Origin of the sequence: Streptomyces sp. TRM68367 (genome assembly GCF_014495685.1) — a bacterium.
Lineage (GTDB): Bacteria > Actinomycetota > Actinomycetes > Streptomycetales > Streptomycetaceae > Streptomyces.
The window spans coordinates 177,502-194,222 of sequence record NZ_JACTVI010000001.1 but is presented as its reverse complement, the minus strand read 5'-3'; the positions used below and the strand labels follow the sequence as shown (position 1 = coordinate 194,222).

Sequence of the window (16,721 nt, the reverse complement as noted above, 5' to 3'; positions counted from 1 at the left end):
CACCCACACTAGTCCGCCCGCCGACGTTTTCAACACCCCTGATCGCGCCATCGCTGCGGAATCCGCAGATATCCGCGCCGTAAACAACGAATTTCATCGATACAGCCTTGCGGAACTGTCGAGACGTCGTGCACAGTGAGCTCGTGGCCAGTCGAAGCGAAGACCAGAAGGACACCCGGGGCCCGAGCGAGTCCCGCGAGTCCTCCCGCGCGTCCCGGAACGGCACCCCCCACCTGGACGCCGTCTCCCTCGCCATCATCGAGCAGCTCCAGGAGGACGGCCGCCGGCCGTACGCCGCCATCGGCAAGGCCGTCGGCCTGTCCGAGGCGGCCGTGCGCCAGCGCGTGCAGAAGCTGCTCGACCAGGGCGTGATGCAGATCGTCGCCGTCACGGACCCGCTCACCGTTGGCTTCCGCCGGCAGGCGATGGTCGGCGTCAACGTCGAGGGCGACGTCGAGTCGGTGGCCGACGCGCTGACCGCCATGTCCGAGTGCGAGTACGTGGTGATGACCGCGGGCTCCTTCGACCTGATGGTCGAGATCGTCTGCGAGGACGACGACCACCTGCTGGAGGTCATCAACAAACGCATCCGAGCCGTCCCCGGAGTGCGCTCCACCGAGAGCTTCGTCTACCTCAAGCTCAAGAAGCAGACCTACATGTGGGGAACCCGATGACCGTGAGGACCCGATAACCGTGAGCACCGACAGCCCCAAGGACCTCAGCCGGACCGCGTACGACCACCTGTGGATGCACTTCACCCGCATGTCCTCGTACGAGAGCGCCCCCGTCCCCACCATCGTCCGGGGCGAGGGCACCCACGTCTACGACGACAGGGGCAGGCGCTACCTCGACGGCCTCGCCGGCCTGTTCGTGGTCCAGGCCGGGCACGGCCGCGTCGAGCTGGCGGAGACCGCCTTCAAGCAGGCGCAGGAGCTGGCGTTCTTCCCAGTGTGGTCGTACGCCCATCCGAAGGCCGTGGAGCTGGCCGAGCGCCTCGCGGGCTATGCGCCGGGCGACCTGAACAAGGTCTTCTTCACCACCGGCGGCGGCGAGGCGGTGGAGACCGCCTGGAAGCTCGCCAAGCAGTACTTCAAGCTCAAGGGCAAGCCGACCAAGTACAAGGTCATCTCCCGCGCGGTCGCCTACCACGGCACTCCGCAGGGCGCCCTGTCCATCACCGGCCTGCCGGCCCTGAAGGCCCCCTTCGAGCCGCTCGTCCCGGGCGCGCACAAGGTCCCGAACACCAACATCTACCGTGCGCCTCTGCATGGTGACGACCCCGAGGCCTTCGGCCGCTGGGCCGCCGACCAGATCGAGCAGCAGATCCTCTTCGAGGGCCCGGACACGGTCGCGGCTGTCTTCCTGGAGCCGGTGCAGAACGCGGGCGGCTGCTTCCCGCCGCCGCCCGGCTACTTCCAGCGGGTCAGGGAGATCTGCGACCAGTACGACGTGCTGCTGGTCTCCGACGAGGTGATCTGCGCGTTCGGCCGCCTGGGCACGATGTTCGCCTGCGACAAGTTCGGCTACGTCCCGGACATGATCACCTGTGCCAAGGGCATGACGTCCGGTTACTCCCCCATCGGCGCGTGCATCATCTCGGACCGCGTCGCCGAGCCCTTCTACAAGGGCGGCAACACCTTCCTGCACGGCTACACGTTCGGCGGCCACCCGGTCTCGGCGGCCGTGGGCCTGACCAACCTCGACCTGTTCGAGCGCGAGGGTCTCAACCAGCACGTCCTCGACCACGAGGCCGCGTTCCGCGCGACCTTGGAGAAGCTGCACGACCTGCCGATCGTCGGCGACGTCCGCGGCAACGGCTTCTTCTACGGCATCGAGCTGGTCAAGGACAAGGCGACGAAGGAGACGTTCGACGAGGATGAGACCGAGCGGATCCTGTACGGCTTCCTGTCCAAGGCCCTGTTCGACAACGGCCTGTACTGCCGCGCCGACGACCGCGGCGACCCGGTCGTCCAGCTCGCACCACCGCTGATCTCCGACCAGGACACGTTCGACGAGATCGAGCAGATCCTGCGGGAGACGCTGTCGGAGGCGTGGACGAAGCTGTGACCCTCCGGGGGCAGCCGGTGATCCTGCGGGGCCCGGTGTTCCCGGAAGGGGATCTCGCAGGGCCCGCGTTCCCGGGAGGCGGAGCGCGGGCCCCGGGGAGCGGCCCACGGGAGCCGGGGACGCACGCCCAGGCGAGGGATCGGCGACGCACCAGCCGTACGCCAACACCGACACCGCCTCGCGCCCGGTGAGGGGTCGACGGCGCGCGTCCCGCTGACAGCTGAGCGGCGCCCGTCCCGGCAGGGCTGGGCGACGCAGACCCGGGCGCGAGTCCGACGGCCTGCGGCCCGGCGCGAGTCGAGCGGCCTGCGGCCCGGCACGGGCTCGGCAGCGGACTGCGCGCCCCGGCAGAGCTACCCGGCACACCACCCAGCGCGGGATCGGTGGCGCCCCCCGGCACGAGCCCAACGGCCCACAGCCCAGCACGGGCCAGCGACGCACGCCCCAGCACGGGCTCAGCGACGCACGCCCCGGCGCCGGCTGCGCGGCATGCGGCCCGGCACGGGTTCCGCGGCGTGCGGCCCTCCCTGTGATCTTCCGGCTGGATCATCAACACCGGCCCCGGTGCCGTCCGTTCGAGTGAGAAACGGGCGTCCGGGGCCGCGTGCTGTCCGGGCTCCCGTGGCGGCCTGCCTAGCGTGCCTGTAACCGATCGGCCCTGCCTTCGTTCCCCCGCACGGGGGATTTCCCGAACCGCGCACGGCATTTTTCGATCTGAACCGAGGTGTACGCCATGGTGGCCCCGCCGGACAACGACGTGCTCTGGGCACGCGCCCTGCACTTCACCCACAACGACGGCTCGCCCGCACTCAGCGGCGTCTCGCTGGGCGTCCGGGAGGGCGAGATCCTCGCCGTCGGCGGCCCGCGCGGCAGCGGCAAGACCACCCTGCTGCAGTGCCTGTCCGGCCTGGTCCCGGTGCGGCGCGGCGAGGTCTGGTTCAACAGCGTGCCCGTGCACACGATGGGCCCGCTGGGCCGGGAACGCCTGCGCCGGGACCGCTTCGGCTGGATCGACCCGGCGCCCGTACTGCTCCCGGAGCTGAACGTCTGGGAGAACGCCGCACTCCCTCTCATGCTGCGCGGCACCAGCCGGCGGCGCGCCAAGACCGCCGCGCTGGAGTGGCTGGAGCGCCTCGACATCGGCGACAAGGCCCGCAGGCGCCCGCACGAACTGGTCCGGGCCGAGCGGCAGCGCGCGTGCATCGCCCGCGCCCTCGCCCCCGCGCCGTCGGTGCTCTTCGCCGACGAGCCGACCGCTCCCCTGCACCGCGCCGACCGCGCCCACGTCCTGCGCACGCTCACGACAGCGGCCCGATCGCACGGCATCACGGTCGTCCTCGCCACGCACGACGCGGACACCGCGGCCCTCGCCGACCGCACGGTCTCCCTGCTGGACGGGCGGCGTGTGAACACCGTGCACCTGCCGCCGGCGCCCGAGACGGAAGGCCGGGCCACGTGCTCGCTCTCCGTCTGACCCGCGGCGCCCAGCCCGCCGTCCACCTGCGCCGCCTGCTGGTCGCGGCGGCCTCGGCGGGCACCGGTTTCCTGCTGCTGTGCGCCCTCGGCCACGCGATGAGCCACCCGGACTCCCCCGGCGCCTCGGCCCTCCGCCTGGCCTGGTGCGCGGCTCCCCTGGCCGCCACGGTCCACTTCGCGACCGCCGTGGCCCGCACCGACCCCGGCACCCGCCCCGTGCCCGGCCTGTCGGCCATCGGCCTGGGCCCGGCCCGCCTCATGGCCATCTCGGCCACGACGACGGCGCTGTCCTGCACGCTCGGCTCGATGCTGGCCCTCCTCTTCTTCCTCCACCTCCGCGGCGACCTGACGGGCATGCCCTTCGACGGCGCGGCCACCGACGTCCTGGCCGCGGACCGGCCCCTCCCCCTCCCGGCGGCCCTCACCCTGCTGTCCCTGGTCCCGGCGATCGCGTCCGGGGTGGTGGCGGTCCTGCTGCGCCCAAGAGAAGCGAGCCCCGCACCGGCACACCGAGCGCCCCGGAGATACGGCCCCTTCGGCGCCTACAAGCGATCAGGCACACGCGAGACTTTCGGCTCGTACGGCCGCTTCGGCGCGCACCTGCGCATCCGGACGGCAACCGGCGACGTGCCCGCCCCCCTCCGCCCTCCCACACCAGGCGCCCAACCACACCACCACCCCACAGCCGGCAACGACACCCAGCCACACCACTACGCTGCCGCCGGCGACGGCGCTCAGCCAGACAGCCCCCAGCCCGCAGACAACGACGGCGCCCAGCCCCACGGCCACCAGCCCGCGGGCAGTCGTGCCGCTGGGGCGGCACGGGTGGGCGCGGACGGCACCCCGCCGGCGCCGGGCTGCGCACCCGACCCCCGGCCCACACCAACGCCGGGCACAGCACAAGCACCGTCCCCACGCACCGACCTCCAGCCCGCCGGCCTCCCCTGGGGCATCGCCACCCTCACCGCCGGCCTCGCCGTACAGTCCTACGCGACCGGCAGGGCCACCGGCTCCACCCTCCTCGGCTGGGCCCTCACCGCCCTCGGCCTCGCCCTCGCCGGCCCCGGCCTCACCCACCTCTGCGGCCGCCTCCTCCAGACCGCCCGCCCCGGCGCCCTCCGCCTCCTCGCCGGCCGCGTCCTCATGGCGGAAGCCACCCGCATCGGCCGCCCCCTGGGCGTCGTCTGCGCCGTCACCTCCGCGGCGTACGCCACACCCGCGCTCCACGACACCGACGCCACCTCCCTCGACCCCCTCGCCACCCTCGGCGCACTCCTCGTCATCGGCTGCACCGTGGCCACGCTCCTCACCTCCGCCGTGGAGGCCAAGCACGCCCGCGCCGACACCACCGCCGCCCTGCTCCGCCTCGGCGCCCCGGCGACCATGCTGCGCAGCGCCGCCGCCCTGCGCGCCGGCGCGCTGCTCGCCCTCTTCGGCCCGCTCACCGTGCTCGTCGCCGAGCTGGCGGCACTCGCCCTGGCCCGCTGAAAAAATCGCGCGAAAAAAAATCTCCGCCCACCGATGAGTTCCGCACCGGCCCCCCGTCTACCCCATCGAACATCACGAACCCGATGGGAGAGACCGCACATGTACCAGCAGATGATCTTCGTGAACCTGGCCACCCACGACCTGGACGCCGCCAAGAAGTTCTTCACAGAGCTCGGCTACACGATCAACGACCAGTTCAGCGACGACAAGACCGCCTCCGTCGTGATCAGCGACGCCATCGTCGCCATGGTGCACACCAGGCCGCGCTACGCGGAGTTCACCAAGAAGGAGATCGCCGACGCGAAGAAGACCAGCGAGGTACTGCTCGCGCTCAGCGCCGAGAGCCGCGGGAAGGTCGACGAGCTGGTCGACAAGGCGGTCGCGGCGGGCGGCTCGATCGCCGGCGAGACGCAGGACCACGGCTTCATGTACGGCCGTTCCTTCGACGACCTCGACGGCCACACCTGGGAGGTCGTGTGGATGGACCCGTCCGCCGTCGAGGGCTGAGCCCGCCGTGCATAGCATGGGCGGGTGCAGACGAGCCCCGCCCATTCGGCCCACCACGACGACCATGAGATAGAGACGACCGAGGAGTTCGACGCGGTCGTCTCGGCCCGCGGCACTCTCGCCGGCTTCCGCGTCCAGGCCGTCGATCTGACGGACCGCACCCGGGAGTTGCTCACCACCGACACCGCGGGAGCCGCCTTCCTCGGCTGCGCCATGCGGGAGGAGGCGGCGGCCAAGGTCCGCGCCGACGGCGCCCTGGTCTTCCCGCCCGTCCCGGGCCTGCCGTTCGACCCGTACCGGGGGCGCGTCTACACGCCCGACGAGTTGTTCGCCTCGCTCGACAAGGGCTACGAGAACACGCCGGACGCCCTCGCGTACGCCTGGTTCCAGCGCACCAAGGCCGACGGCGACATCTACGCGTCCATGCTGCGTGCCGTCCACGACGACTCGGTCTCCGACGCCCTCGACGAGCTCCTGCGCGGTGCACGGGTGGTGGGCGTGATGGGCGGCCACGCGATGGCCCGCGGCACGGAGGTCTACGAGGGCGCGGCCCGGCTCGGGCGCGCGCTGTCCCTCGAAGGGTTCACGGTGGCCACGGGCGGCGGCCCGGGCGCGATGGAGGCGGCGAACCTGGGCGCGTACGCGGCGCCGTACGACGACGCGATGCTGGAGGAGGCCTGCCGGCTCCTCGCGAAGGCACCGTCGTTCACCCCGTCGATCACCGACTGGGCCCGGTCCGCCTTCGAGGTGCGCGAGCGCTGGCCGAAGGGCAACCACTCCGTCGGGATCCCCACCTGGTTCTACGGCCACGAGCCGCCGAACGCCTTCGCCTCCCACATCGCCAAGTACTTCGCCAACGCCACCCGCGAGGACGGCCTGCTGGCCCGCTCGAACGCGGGCGTGGTGTTCCTGCCGGGCGCCGCCGGCACCGTACAGGAGGTCTTCGACAACGCGACGCCGAACTACTACGAGTCCCGCGGCGAGGCCACGCCCATGGTCCTGGTGAACCGGGCGCACTGGACGGAGAAGCTGCCGACCTGGCCGCTGCTGCAGTCGCTGGCGCGGGGGCGGTCGATGGAGGCGCGGATCGCGCTGGTGGACCGGATCGAGGAGGCGCCCGAGGCGTTGAAACGTCTCGGTGGTTAATAAGCGGGCAAAGCCTGGCCCACTGAAGCGCATACGCGTTGACACTCCTTATGCCGCGCTTATAGACCTGTGAGCCTCCCGGGAATGCTGATGCCTCGTCAGTACTCCCTCAGCCCCCCCCGCATTCGCGCATCCCGTGAAGGACAAACGTGTCAGTCCTGTCTGTATCCCGCCGTACGGTCGTGCGTTCCGTGCGCATCCTCGGTGTCGCCTCCGCCTCGGCCGCACTCGCGCTCGGCGCCGCGGGCAACGCGCTCGCGTGCAGCATCAGCGAGTTCTCCGCCGCGGCGACGTGTAACGGTGACAAGGGTGTCATCACCGTCACCGACGTGGACCCCTCCGGCGTCCCGGCCACGGTCTCGGTGTTCCTGGAGAACAACGGCGCCGACCTGAAGAAGGTCGGCGAGCAGGTGGTCAAGGGCTCGCGCGAAGGCGTCACCATCAGCTTCGCCGAGGACTGGAAGCCGAACGCCGAGTACCGCGTCCACATCAAGGCCGAGGACTATGTCGACGAGGACATCAAGCCGAACCTGACCACCCCGTCGACGGCCTGCAAGAAGAAGGAGAACCCGGCCCCGCCGGCCACCCCGGCCCCGACGCCGTCGGACGACGCCAGGACCCCGGCCGAGGAGCCCGGAGCCCCGGCTTCGTCGAAGACCGAGGGCGCCCCACCCGCGGACACCGCGAACAACGCCCCGTCGCCCGCGAACGGTGCCGGTGACTCGAACCTCGCCGAGACCGGCGCCAACTCCAACACCGGCATCATCGCCGGCATCGCCGCCGCGCTCGTCGTGCTCGGCGGCGGCGCGGTCTTCTACGGCATGCGCCGCCGCGGCAGCGGCAACGACCGCTGACGCCCGCCGCTTCCGGCCCTACGGTGGCCCGCTCCCGCTTCCGGGGGCGGGCCCACTCGTCGATCGCGTCGGCGGCGATCTCGGGCGCGACCTCGTAGGGCAGACCGACGGCGAGGGTGGCGTCGGCCCGGTGGACGGTGATCTCGTGCGCCATACGGCGGGCCCAGAATCCGGCGTTGGGGACTCCGGCCCATGACCACACCTTCGTGTCGGGCCCGGCCTCCCGCAGCGTGGCGACGACCCGCTCGCCCGTCTCCGCCAGCCACGCGTCCAGCGCGGCGGCGTCGCCCCGGGCCTCGGGGCCGGCGGCCCCCGGTACCTGCTCCTCGGGGATGTCCTCCTGGGCGCGGATGCGGACCAGCAACTCCACCCAGCACAGGGCCTCGCCCATATGCCGTACGAGTTGCTCCAGTGACCAGTCCGGGCCGGTCGGCACCGTCGCGGTGAGGTCGGCGCCGGAGGTCACCACGGCCCTCAGCTGCCCCACCTGGTGGGCGATCTCGTCGCAGTAACGGTCGTGTGGCAGAAACGTCATATCCCGCACCCTAGGGCCCGCCCGATCACCCCAGCACGACGATTTCCGCCCCGTCGAACTCCACACCGACCTCGTCCCCCACATCCGGCGCCGCCCGCAGCGTGCACGCCGCCTCCAGGCGTGGTGCGTCCTCGGGCTGCAGGTGGACGGCGACATGGGTGCCCTTGAAGGTGCGGGCGGTGACCGTGCAGCCCAGCCCCTCGTCGGCGGGCAGCAGCCGGACGCCGGCCGGACGGACGAGCAGCGTGCGTGAACCCTGCGGCGCGCCTGCCGGCACCGGCACCTTCCCCCACGGCGTGTTTGCGGCCTGCCCGCTCACCGCCGCGTCGACCACGTTGTCGAAGCCGAGGAAGCGCGCCACGAAGGCGTCGGCCGGCCGCTGCCACACCTCAAGGGGCGTACCGGACTGGGCGATCCGCCCGTTCCGCATCACCACGACCCGGTCGGCGAGCGCGAACGCCTCGCCCTGGTCGTGCGTCACGGCGAGCACGGTGGTCCCCAACCGCGCGAACAGCTCCCGCAGTTCGACGACCAGGCGTTCCCTGAGCGACCGGTCGAGCTGCCCGAGCGGCTCGTCCAGCATCAGCAGCCGCGGGCTGGGCGCGAGTGCCCGGGCCAGCGCCACCCGCTGCTGCTCCCCGCCGGACAGGGCCGCGACGGCCCGTCGTCCGGCTGCCGGCAGCCCGACGAGGTCCAGCAACTCCCGTACGCGCGCCTCCTGTTCGCCCCTCGACGCCCCGCGCATCCGCATCCCGAAGGCGACGTTGCCGCCCGCGTCCCGCTGCGGGAACAGCTGGTGGTCCTGGAACATCAGCCCGACCCCGCGCCGGTGCGCGGGTACCCCCGCCTGGTCGCGCATGTCGAGCAACACCCGCCCGGCGTCGAGGGGTTGGAGTCCGGCCACCGCGCGCAGCAGCGTCGACTTGCCGCTGCCGCTGGGCCCGAGCACGCATACGATCTCGTGCTCGGCGACATCGAGCTCGACAGCGTCGAGCACGGCCCGTCCACCGAAGCGGACCGTCGCACCCTCAAGGCTCAGCAGCATCTAGAACTCCCCGGTCCGGTCGGTGCGAAGCCGCTCCAGCACGAGCAGCGCCACCGCGCACACCACCATCAGAATCGTCGAAAGGGCCATCGCCTGGCCATAGTTGAGGTCACCGGGCCGCCCCAGCAGCCGGGCGACGGCCACCGGCAGCGTCGGACTGTCCGGACGCGCGATGAACACCGTCGCCCCGAACTCCCCCAGCGACACCGCGAAGGCGAACCCGGCCGCGACCAGCAGCGCCCGCCGCACCAGCGGCAGATCCACCTCCCGCCACGCCCGCCACGGCGACGCCCCGAGGACCGCGGCCGCCTCTCGCAGCCGTACGTCCACCGCCCGCAGCACGGGCAGCATGGTCCGCACGACGAACGGGACACCCACCAGCGCCTGGGCGAGCGGCACCAGGATCCAGGACTGGCGCAGGTTCAGCGGCGGCTCGTCCAGCGCGATCAGGAACCCGAAGCCGACGGTCACCGCGGACACGCCGAGCGGCAGCATCAGCAGCGCGTCGAACCCGCGCACGAGCCGGCCCGCGTCCCGCCGGGCGAGCGCCGCGGCGGCGAGGCCGCCCACAGCCACGGCGATGGCGGTGGCGGCGACGGCGTACGACAGCGAGTTGCCGATCGCGACGATCGGCGGGACGAGGAACGTGCCGCCGTCCTCCCGGGTCAGTGCCCGGTAGTAGCCGAAGCCGGGTGCGGCGAGGGAGCGCTGCACCAGCACCGCCAGCGGCAGCAGGAGCAGGACGACGACGGTGCCGAGGACCCCGGCGAGCAGCGCCCACTGCCCGGCCCCGCGCGGCCGGCGCGCCGTCACGGACGCGTCGACCAGCCGCAGCGCGGTCTCCCGCCGCCGTACGGTCCAGGCGTGCACGGCGAGGATCGCGCCCACCGCCACGAACTGGATCATCGTCAGGACGGCCGCTGTGGACAGGTCGAAGATCTCGGACGTCTGCCGGTAGATCTCGACCTCGAGGGTGGAGAAGGTGGGCCCGCCGAGGATCTGGACGACGCCGAACGACGTGAAGGTGAACAGGAAGACCATGAGCGCGGCGGCGGCCACGGCGGGCGCGAGCGCGGGCAGGGTGACCGTACGCCAGGCGGCGGACCGCGACGCGCCGAGCATCCGCGCGGCCTCCTCCTGCCGCGGGTCGAGCTGGGACCACAGGCCGCCGACGGTCCGTACGACGACCGCGTAGTTGAAGAAGACGTGCGCGAGCAGGATCGCCCACACGGTGGTGTCCAGCCGTACGCCCCACAGCTCGTCGAGGAGACCGCCGCGGCCGACGAGCGCCAGGAACGCCGTACCGACGACGACCGTCGGCAGCACGAAGGGGACCGTGACGACCGCCCGCAGGATCTGCTTGCCCCGGAAATCGAAGCGCGCGAAGACGTATGCGCCGGGGAGCGCGATCAGCAGCGTGAGCCCGGTGGAGGCGAGCGCCTGCCAGGTGGTGAACCACAGCACGTGCCGGATGTCGGGCTGCGCCAGCACCTCCACGATCCGCCCGAGGTGCCAGGTCCCGTCGGCGTGCAGTCCGCGCTCGGTGATCGCGGCGACGGGGTAGGCGAAGAAGACCGCGAAGAACGCGACGGGCACGGCCATCAGCCCGAGCCGCACCGCGTTCCCGCGAAGGCCCCTGCGGGCGCCTGCTTCAGCTGCTTCAGCTACTTCAGCTACTTCAGTACGAGTGACGTCCACGACTTGACCCACTCGTCACGGTGGTCGGCGATATCCGCCGGGTCCATGGTCTCGGGATCCTTGGCCTGCGGCCCGTACCGGGTGAACTCCGGCGGCACCTGGGCGCCCCTGATCACCGGGTAGACGAACATGTTGAGCGGCATGTCCTGCTGGAACTGCTTGGTGAGCAGGAAGTCCAGGAACGCCTTGCCGCCCTCGGTGTTCCGCGCGTTGCTCAGCAGGCCCGCGTACTCGACCTGGCGGAAGCAGGTCCCGGTCGCCACGCCGGTCGGGGCGGTCTTGGGCCGGGGGTCGGCGTAGACGACCTCGGCGGGCGGCGACGAGGCGTACGACACGACGAGCGGCCGGTCGGCCTTCGCCTTCTTGCCGCTGCTGGAGCCGGAGAACTCCTGGTTGTAGGCCTGCTCCCAGCCGTCGACGACCTTGACGCCGTTCGCCTTTAGTTTCTTCCAGTAGCCCTGCCAGCCTCCCCTACTCTCGGCTTCGCTCGAGCGGGAGGTGCCCCCGTCGCCGTACCTGGCGGCCGTGCCGAGCAGGAAGCCGAGGCCGGGCGAGGAGGTGGCGGCGTTCTCGGTGACGAGGAGGTTCTTGTACTGGGGCTTGACCAGGTCGTCGAAGGTACGCGGCGGGGCGAGCTTGTGGTCGGCGAAGTACTTCTTGTCGTAGTTGACGCAGATGTCGCCGGTGTCGACCGGCGTGACCCGGTGCTCGTCCTCGTCGGCCCGGTACTCCGGCTCGACCCGGTCGGCGCCCTTCGCCTCGTACGGCTGGAACAGCCCGTTGTCGAGCGCGCGGGACAGCAGGGTGTTGTCGACGCCGAAGAAGACGTCGCCCTGCGGGTTGTCCTTGGTCAGGATCGCCTTGTTGACGGCCTGCCCGGCGTCGCCGTCCTTGAGGACGTTGACCTTGTAGCCGGAGCTCTTCTCGAAGGCGGCGATGACGCCCTTCGACGCGGCCCACGAGTCATGGCTGACGAGGGTCACGTTCTTGGACCCGCCGGCTCCCTGGCCGCCGTCGGACGACGACGTCCCGCACGCGGACAGCGTGACGAGGCCGAGGCCGACCGCCACGGCCACGAACGACTTGGTGTTCATGGAATTCCTCCTGGAGGTGACCAGGAAGAGACGCGGCCCTGCCCGGAGTCCTTCGCGGATCCCGGGCAGGGCGCAACAGCTTGAGTGGGTGACCGATCTCCCTACCCAGAATGACCTGGGCGAGGTTCAGAGGGTCTGCGGCCTTCCTGCCGCACTCTCAGCGCTGTGGCGCTCCCCTGTCGGAATATGCAGATGTTCTTACTACTGTGCTTACTGCGGTTCTACGGTGCTCAGGTTACCGCTCACTCGCGGCGAGCTGACCACACGCCCCGTCGATCTCCTGCCCCCGGGTGTCCCGGATCGTCACCGGCACACCATGGGCGGCGATCGCCGCCACGAACGCCTCCTCGTCCTCGGGCCGCGAGGCGGTCCACTTGGAGCCCGGCGTCGGGTTCAGCGGGATCAGGTTGACGTGCACGGGCTTGCCCTTGAGCAGCCGCCCGAGCCGGTCGCCGCGCCAGGCCTGGTCGTTGATGTCCCGGATCAGCGCGTACTCGATGGACAGCCGGCGCCCGGACTTGGCGACGTAGTCGAACCCGGCGTCGAGCACCTCGCGCACCTTCCACCGGGTATTGACGGGGACGAGGGTGTCGCGCAGCTCGTCGTCGGGGGCGTGCAGCGAGATGGCGAGCCGGCACTTGAAGCCCTCGTCGGCGAACCGGTGGATGGCCGGGACGAGGCCGACCGTCGAGACGGTGATGCCGCGCTGGGACAGCCCCAGCCCGTCCGGCTCGGGGTCGGTGAGCCGGCGAACGGCACCGACGACCCGGTTGTAGTTGGCGAGCGGCTCGCCCATGCCCATGAAGACGATGTTGGACAGCCGCGCCGGACCGCCCGGCACCTCGCCGTCCCTGAGCGCCCGCATCCCGTCGACGATCTGGTGGACGATCTCGGCGGTGGACAGATTCCGGTCCAGACCCGCCTGCCCGGTCGCGCAGAAGGGACAGTTCATCCCACAGCCCGCCTGCGAGCTGATGCACATGGTCACCCGGTCCGGGTAGCGCATCAGCACCGACTCCACGAGCGTGCCGTCGAACAGCCGCCACAGCGTCTTGCGGGTGGTGCCCTGGTCGGTGGACAGATGCCGGACGACCGTCATCAGCTCCGGCAGCAGCACCTCCTGGAGCCTGCCGCGGGAGCCGGCCGGGATGTCCGTCCACAGCTCCGGGTCGTGCGCGTACCGCGCGAAGTAGTGCTGCGAGAGCTGCTTGGCACGGAACGGCTTCTCCCCGATCGCGGCCACGGCCTGCTTGCGCTCGGCAGGCGTGAGGTCGGCAAGATGCCGCGGCGGCTTCTTGGCTCCGCGCGGGGCGACGAAAGTGAGTTCTCCGGGCTTGGGCATGGTCGTACCAGTGTCGCAGATCGCTCATGGTGACCTGCGCGGCCGGTCAGCACGCCCGAGCCGCCTCGTCCCCCCGCACGTGCCTGTGTCATGCGGAGGCAATACGAGCCCCCACCGCTCGCCGGACAGCGCGAGCGGTGGGTTGTCCGGAACCAGGCCGGTCTACTCGCCCGTGTGTTCCAGCTTGTCCTTGAGGATCTGCTCGTCGCGCGGCAGTTCCTTGCGGGCCTGGGGGCGGACGAACAGCGGCAGCAGGACCTTGCCGAAGCCGTGGCCCTCGAAGTCGAGCTCCAGCGTCAGGCGGGAGCGGCGCCCCTCGTCGATGGGTTCGATCTCGCCGTGGACGCGTGGCCTGATCGGGCCGTCGATGCCGTGCAGACCCCAACTGTGCGGCGGGTCGAACTCGGTGACCTGGACGGTCATGGGCACCTCGCGGGTGCCCAGGCGCCGGGTGACCCGGACGCGGGATCCGGTGCCGTACGGACCCTCGTCGAGCCGCTCGGCCGAAACCGCGCTCAGCTGCCACTCCGGCAGGTGGGAGGGGTCGGTGACGTACTGGTACACATCTTCGGGACTGCGGTCGACGACGATCACTTCTCGTATGGCGGACATGGTGACCCCCTCTGGAGGCGATCCCCTTTGAGGGCTTACACCGGAATCGTCCCACTCTCCGCCCCGGCGGGCCATCCCAGCCCGGACAAGACCGAGCTCCCGCCCGGAGGGGACGGGAGCTCAGGCTGTACGACGGGCGCTCGCGCCGTACGGCGTCACGCGGACCCGACGAAGCCCACCATCAGCAGCCACACCACAGGCGCCGTCGGCAGCAGCGAGTCCAGCCGGTCCATGATGCCGCCATGACCCGGCAGCAGCGTGCCCATGTCCTTGATGCCCAGGTCCCGCTTGATCATCGACTCGCCGAGGTCGCCCAGCGTGGCGCTGCCCGCGACCGCGAGGCCCAGCAGCAGGCCCTGCCACCAGGTGCCGTCGTCGATCAGGAACTCCATGCACAGCGCGCCCACGGCCATCGCGAAGGTCACCGCGCCCAGCAGGCCCTCGCGGGTCTTGCCGGGGCTGATGCGCGGGGCGAGCTTGTGCCGGCCGAACCGCCAGCCGACGGCGTACGCACCGGTGTCGCTCACCACGGTCAGCAGCAGGAACGTCAGAACGCGGTACGACCCGTCGTCGGCCGTGAGCATCATCGCGACGAACGTGGCCAGGAACGGGACGTAGAAGGCCGCGAAGACACTGGCCGTCACGTCCTTGAGGTAGCCCTCGGCCGGTTCCGTCATCCGCCAGACCAGGACCGCCAGCATGGTGAGCGCCATCGCCACCCAGGCGCCCTCCGGGCCCTGCACGTACCCGGCGACGACCATCGCCGCGCCGCCCACCGCGAGCGGCACGATCGGCGCCCTGATGCCCTTGCGCTCGTCCAGCCGCTTGGTCAGCTCCCACAGGCCCACGACCACGGCGACCGCGATCACCCCGACGAACACGGCCTTGACGACGAACAGCGACGCGACGATCACCACGCCGAGCCCGACGCCGACCCCTACGGCGGCGCCCAGGTCGCGCCCCGCGCTCTTCTTCTGCGGCTGGGGCGCCGGCTGCGGGGCGTCAGGCATGGGCTCCGGATTCTGCTTCTGCGGCACCTCCCCATAGGGGTGTGCCTGCGGCGTCTGGTCGCGGAACGTCTCGTCCCGGAACAGCGGACCGCTCGGCCGAGCGGCCTCCCGGTCGTCATCCTGGTTCCCGCCATACGCGGGGGCGTCGGGCACGACGGGCATGGGGCGAGTCTGCTGCGCGTCATGCGCATCGTACGCGGGACCCGCCGGGGCGGCCCCCCGGGCATGCCCCGGGCCGGTCCCCTGGTCGGTGGGCCCCCAGTACCCGGCTTGTGGCGGTGCCCCCCAGGAAGAGTCGTTCATCAGACCTCGAGCAGCTCCGCTTCCTTGTGCTTGAGGAGCTCGTCCACCTGGGCGACGTACTTCGCCGTGGTGTCGTCGAGCTCCTTCTCCGCACGGCGGCCCTCGTCCTCGCCGACCTCGCCGTCCTTGATCAACTTGTCGAGGGCGTCCTTGGCCTTGCGGCGCACGGAACGGATGGAGATCTTCGCATCCTCGCCCTTGGCCTTGGCGACCTTGATGTACTCGCGGCGGCGCTCCTCGGTGAGCTCGGGGAAGACCACCCGGATGATGTTGCCGTCGTTGGTGGGGTTGACGCCCAGGTCGGAGTCGCGGATCGCCTGCTCGATGTTGCGCAGCGCGCTCTTGTCGAACGGGGTCACCACGGCCATGCGCGGCTCGGGCACCGAGAACGAGGCCAGCTGGTTGATGGGCGTCGGCGCGCCGTAGTAGTCGGCGACGATCTTGTTGAACATCGCCGGGTGCGCACGGCCGGTGCGGATCGCGGCGAAGTCCTCCTTGGCGACCACGACGGCCTTCTCCATCTTCTCCTCGGCTTCGAGGAGGGTCTCTTCGATCACCACTTGCTCCTGCGTGTCTTGAGTAGGCCCGGCTGCTGTTCCCTCTCGGGGCGGCGGCCGGCTGCGTCGCGTCTCTTTCCTGCACGGTTCCCGACCGGCAGGACATTGTCCATCCCCCGGTCAGGGTCCGTCCCGTCCGTCCCCCGGACAGGTGTCGCCCGGCGGGCGGGATGGTGCATCGGTCAGGCCCGGCTGTCCTGGTCACCCACCAGCGTGCCGATCTTCTCACCCTTGACGGCGCGCGCGATATTGCCCTCCGCCAGAAGCTCGAAGACGACGATCGGGAGCTTGTTGTCGCGGCACAGCGTGACGGCCGTGGCGTCGGCGACCCTCAGGTCGCGGGTGATGACCTCGCCGTAGCCGAGGTGGTCGAACTTCACCGCGTCCGGGTTGGTCTTCGGGTCGGAGTCGTAGACACCGTCCACGCCGTTCTTGCCCATGAGCAGCGCCTCGGCGTCGATCTCCAGGGCACGCTGGGCGGCGGTGGTGTCGGTGGAGAAGTACGGCATGCCCATACCGGCGCCGAAGATGACCACGCGGCCCTTCTCCAGGTGCCGTACGGCGCGCAGCGGGATGTAGGGCTCGGCGACCTGTCCCATGGTGATCGCGGTCTGCACGCGGCAGTCGACGCCCTCCTTCTCCAGGAAGTCCTGGAGGGCGAGGCAGTTCATGACCGTGCCGAGCATGCCCATGTAGTCGGAGCGGGCCCGGTCCATGCCACGCTGCTGGAGTTCGGCACCGCGGAAGAAGTTGCCGCCGCCGATGACGGCCGCGATCTGCGCCCCGTCGCGGACCACCGCCGCGATCTCGCGCGCGACGGCGTGCACCACGTCGGGGTCGACGCCCAGGCCCCCGCCGCCGGAGAAGGCCTCTCCGGACAGCTTCAGCAGAAACCGGCCGCGTACTTTGCCGTCGTCGCTCTTCTGAGCCTTGGTGGTCATCGAGATCCCGCCTCTTTTACCTGGTGCACATACGAAGAAGGCCATT

At 71.1% G+C, this 16,721-nt stretch carries 15 protein-coding genes, 1 pseudogene and 1 riboswitch; of the genes and pseudogenes, 7 read left to right on the top strand and 9 right to left on the bottom strand.

The window, feature by feature from the left end:
• The first annotated feature begins 128 nt into the window (after positions 1 to 128).
• The 7 genes from H8R17_RS00915 to H8R17_RS00885 all read left to right on the top strand — a co-directional run bounded on the left by H8R17_RS00915 (position 129) and on the right by H8R17_RS00885 (position 7,538).
• A complete protein-coding gene (locus tag H8R17_RS00915; protein WP_187821135.1) occupies positions 129 to 674 on the top strand; it encodes an Lrp/AsnC family transcriptional regulator in 546 nt (181 codons plus the stop codon).
• 19 nt (positions 675 to 693) lie between these two features.
• Positions 694 to 2,067 carry an aspartate aminotransferase family protein gene (locus H8R17_RS00910; RefSeq protein WP_187821134.1) on the top strand — a complete coding sequence of 458 codons (1,374 nt, stop codon included), beginning with the start codon at positions 694 to 696 and terminating at the stop codon, positions 2,065 to 2,067.
• A gap of 733 nt (positions 2,068 to 2,800) precedes the next feature.
• Entirely contained in the window at positions 2,801 to 3,541 is a 741-nt protein-coding gene (locus tag H8R17_RS00905; RefSeq protein ID WP_187821133.1) for an ABC transporter ATP-binding protein, read from the top strand.
• On the top strand, positions 3,523 to 5,031 hold the full coding sequence (locus tag H8R17_RS00900) for a hypothetical protein (RefSeq protein ID WP_187821132.1): 1,509 nt from the start codon (positions 3,523 to 3,525) through the stop codon (positions 5,029 to 5,031). The genes H8R17_RS00905 and H8R17_RS00900 overlap by 19 nt, the downstream gene beginning before the upstream one ends.
• 99 nt (positions 5,032 to 5,130) lie before the next feature.
• Positions 5,131 to 5,538 (top strand): VOC family protein, encoded by a 408-nt coding sequence (locus H8R17_RS00895; RefSeq protein ID WP_187821131.1) that lies wholly within the window; start codon positions 5,131 to 5,133, stop codon positions 5,536 to 5,538.
• Between the two features lie 24 nt (positions 5,539 to 5,562).
• Positions 5,563 to 6,684 carry an LOG family protein gene (locus H8R17_RS00890; RefSeq protein WP_187821130.1) on the top strand — a complete coding sequence of 374 codons (1,122 nt, stop codon included), beginning with the start codon at positions 5,563 to 5,565 and terminating at the stop codon, positions 6,682 to 6,684.
• A gap of 158 nt (positions 6,685 to 6,842) precedes the next feature.
• Positions 6,843 to 7,538 (top strand): LAETG motif-containing sortase-dependent surface protein, encoded by a 696-nt coding sequence (locus tag H8R17_RS00885; protein ID WP_187821214.1) that lies wholly within the window; start codon positions 6,843 to 6,845, stop codon positions 7,536 to 7,538.
• 4 nt (positions 7,539 to 7,542) lie between these two features.
• On the opposite strand, the pseudogene H8R17_RS00880 reads toward H8R17_RS00885, so the two are convergent.
• From H8R17_RS00880 to pyrH, 9 genes and pseudogenes are all read right to left on the bottom strand, one after another.
• Positions 7,543 to 8,073 (bottom strand): annotated as a pseudogene (locus H8R17_RS00880) (maleylpyruvate isomerase N-terminal domain-containing protein); the annotation flags it as partial.
• A 25-nt stretch (positions 8,074 to 8,098) separates the two neighbouring features.
• The gene (locus H8R17_RS00875) at positions 8,099 to 9,118 is read right to left on the bottom strand and encodes an ABC transporter ATP-binding protein (protein ID WP_187821128.1); all 1,020 of its coding nucleotides are present in this window, start codon (positions 9,116 to 9,118) and stop codon (positions 8,099 to 8,101) included.
• Positions 9,119 to 10,816: an iron ABC transporter permease gene (locus H8R17_RS00870; RefSeq protein ID WP_187821127.1), complete on the bottom strand. Its 1,698-nt coding sequence runs from the start codon at positions 10,814 to 10,816 to the stop codon at positions 9,119 to 9,121.
• Entirely contained in the window at positions 10,792 to 11,910 is a 1,119-nt protein-coding gene (locus tag H8R17_RS00865) for a thiamine ABC transporter substrate binding subunit (protein ID WP_187821126.1), read from the bottom strand. Before H8R17_RS00865 ends, H8R17_RS00870 begins: the two co-directional genes overlap by 25 nt.
• A gap of 80 nt (positions 11,911 to 11,990) precedes the next feature.
• Positions 11,991 to 12,098: riboswitch (TPP riboswitch) on the bottom strand.
• Between the two features lie 47 nt (positions 12,099 to 12,145).
• The gene (gene rlmN / locus H8R17_RS00860) at positions 12,146 to 13,252 is read right to left on the bottom strand and encodes a 23S rRNA (adenine(2503)-C(2))-methyltransferase RlmN (protein ID WP_187821125.1); all 1,107 of its coding nucleotides are present in this window, start codon (positions 13,250 to 13,252) and stop codon (positions 12,146 to 12,148) included.
• A gap of 162 nt (positions 13,253 to 13,414) precedes the next feature.
• Entirely contained in the window at positions 13,415 to 13,864 is a 450-nt protein-coding gene (locus tag H8R17_RS00855) for an SRPBCC family protein (RefSeq protein ID WP_187821124.1), read from the bottom strand.
• A 155-nt stretch (positions 13,865 to 14,019) separates the two neighbouring features.
• The gene (locus tag H8R17_RS00850; RefSeq protein ID WP_187821123.1) at positions 14,020 to 15,177 is read right to left on the bottom strand and encodes a phosphatidate cytidylyltransferase; all 1,158 of its coding nucleotides are present in this window, start codon (positions 15,175 to 15,177) and stop codon (positions 14,020 to 14,022) included.
• Positions 15,177 to 15,734 carry a ribosome recycling factor gene (gene frr / locus H8R17_RS00845; protein WP_187821122.1) on the bottom strand — a complete coding sequence of 186 codons (558 nt, stop codon included), beginning with the start codon at positions 15,732 to 15,734 and terminating at the stop codon, positions 15,177 to 15,179. The genes H8R17_RS00850 and frr overlap by 1 nt, the downstream gene beginning before the upstream one ends.
• Positions 15,735 to 15,916: 182 nt before the next feature.
• Complete coding sequence (pyrH, locus tag H8R17_RS00840) at positions 15,917 to 16,675, bottom strand: UMP kinase (protein ID WP_187821121.1); 759 nt, start codon at positions 16,673 to 16,675, stop codon at positions 15,917 to 15,919.
• Positions 16,676 to 16,721: the final 46 nt, after the last annotated feature.

Excerpts from the sequence above, each read along its gene's own strand:
- H8R17_RS00875 (WP_187821128.1), bottom strand. The coding sequence starts at position 9,118 with ATGCTGCTGAGCCTTGAGGGTGCGACGGTCCGCTTCGGTGGACGGGCC.
- H8R17_RS00855 (WP_187821124.1), bottom strand. The coding sequence starts at position 13,864 with ATGTCCGCCATACGAGAAGTGATCGTCGTCGACCGCAGTCCCGAAGAT.
- pyrH (WP_187821121.1), bottom strand. The coding sequence starts at position 16,675 with ATGACCACCAAGGCTCAGAAGAGCGACGACGGCAAAGTACGCGGCCGG.
- H8R17_RS00865 (WP_187821126.1), bottom strand. The coding sequence starts at position 11,910 with ATGAACACCAAGTCGTTCGTGGCCGTGGCGGTCGGCCTCGGCCTCGTC.
- rlmN (WP_187821125.1), bottom strand. The coding sequence starts at position 13,252 with ATGCCCAAGCCCGGAGAACTCACTTTCGTCGCCCCGCGCGGAGCCAAG.
- H8R17_RS00850 (WP_187821123.1), bottom strand. The coding sequence starts at position 15,177 with ATGAACGACTCTTCCTGGGGGGCACCGCCACAAGCCGGGTACTGGGGG.
- H8R17_RS00895 (WP_187821131.1), top strand. The coding sequence starts at position 5,131 with ATGTACCAGCAGATGATCTTCGTGAACCTGGCCACCCACGACCTGGAC.
- H8R17_RS00905 (WP_187821133.1), top strand. The coding sequence starts at position 2,801 with ATGGTGGCCCCGCCGGACAACGACGTGCTCTGGGCACGCGCCCTGCAC.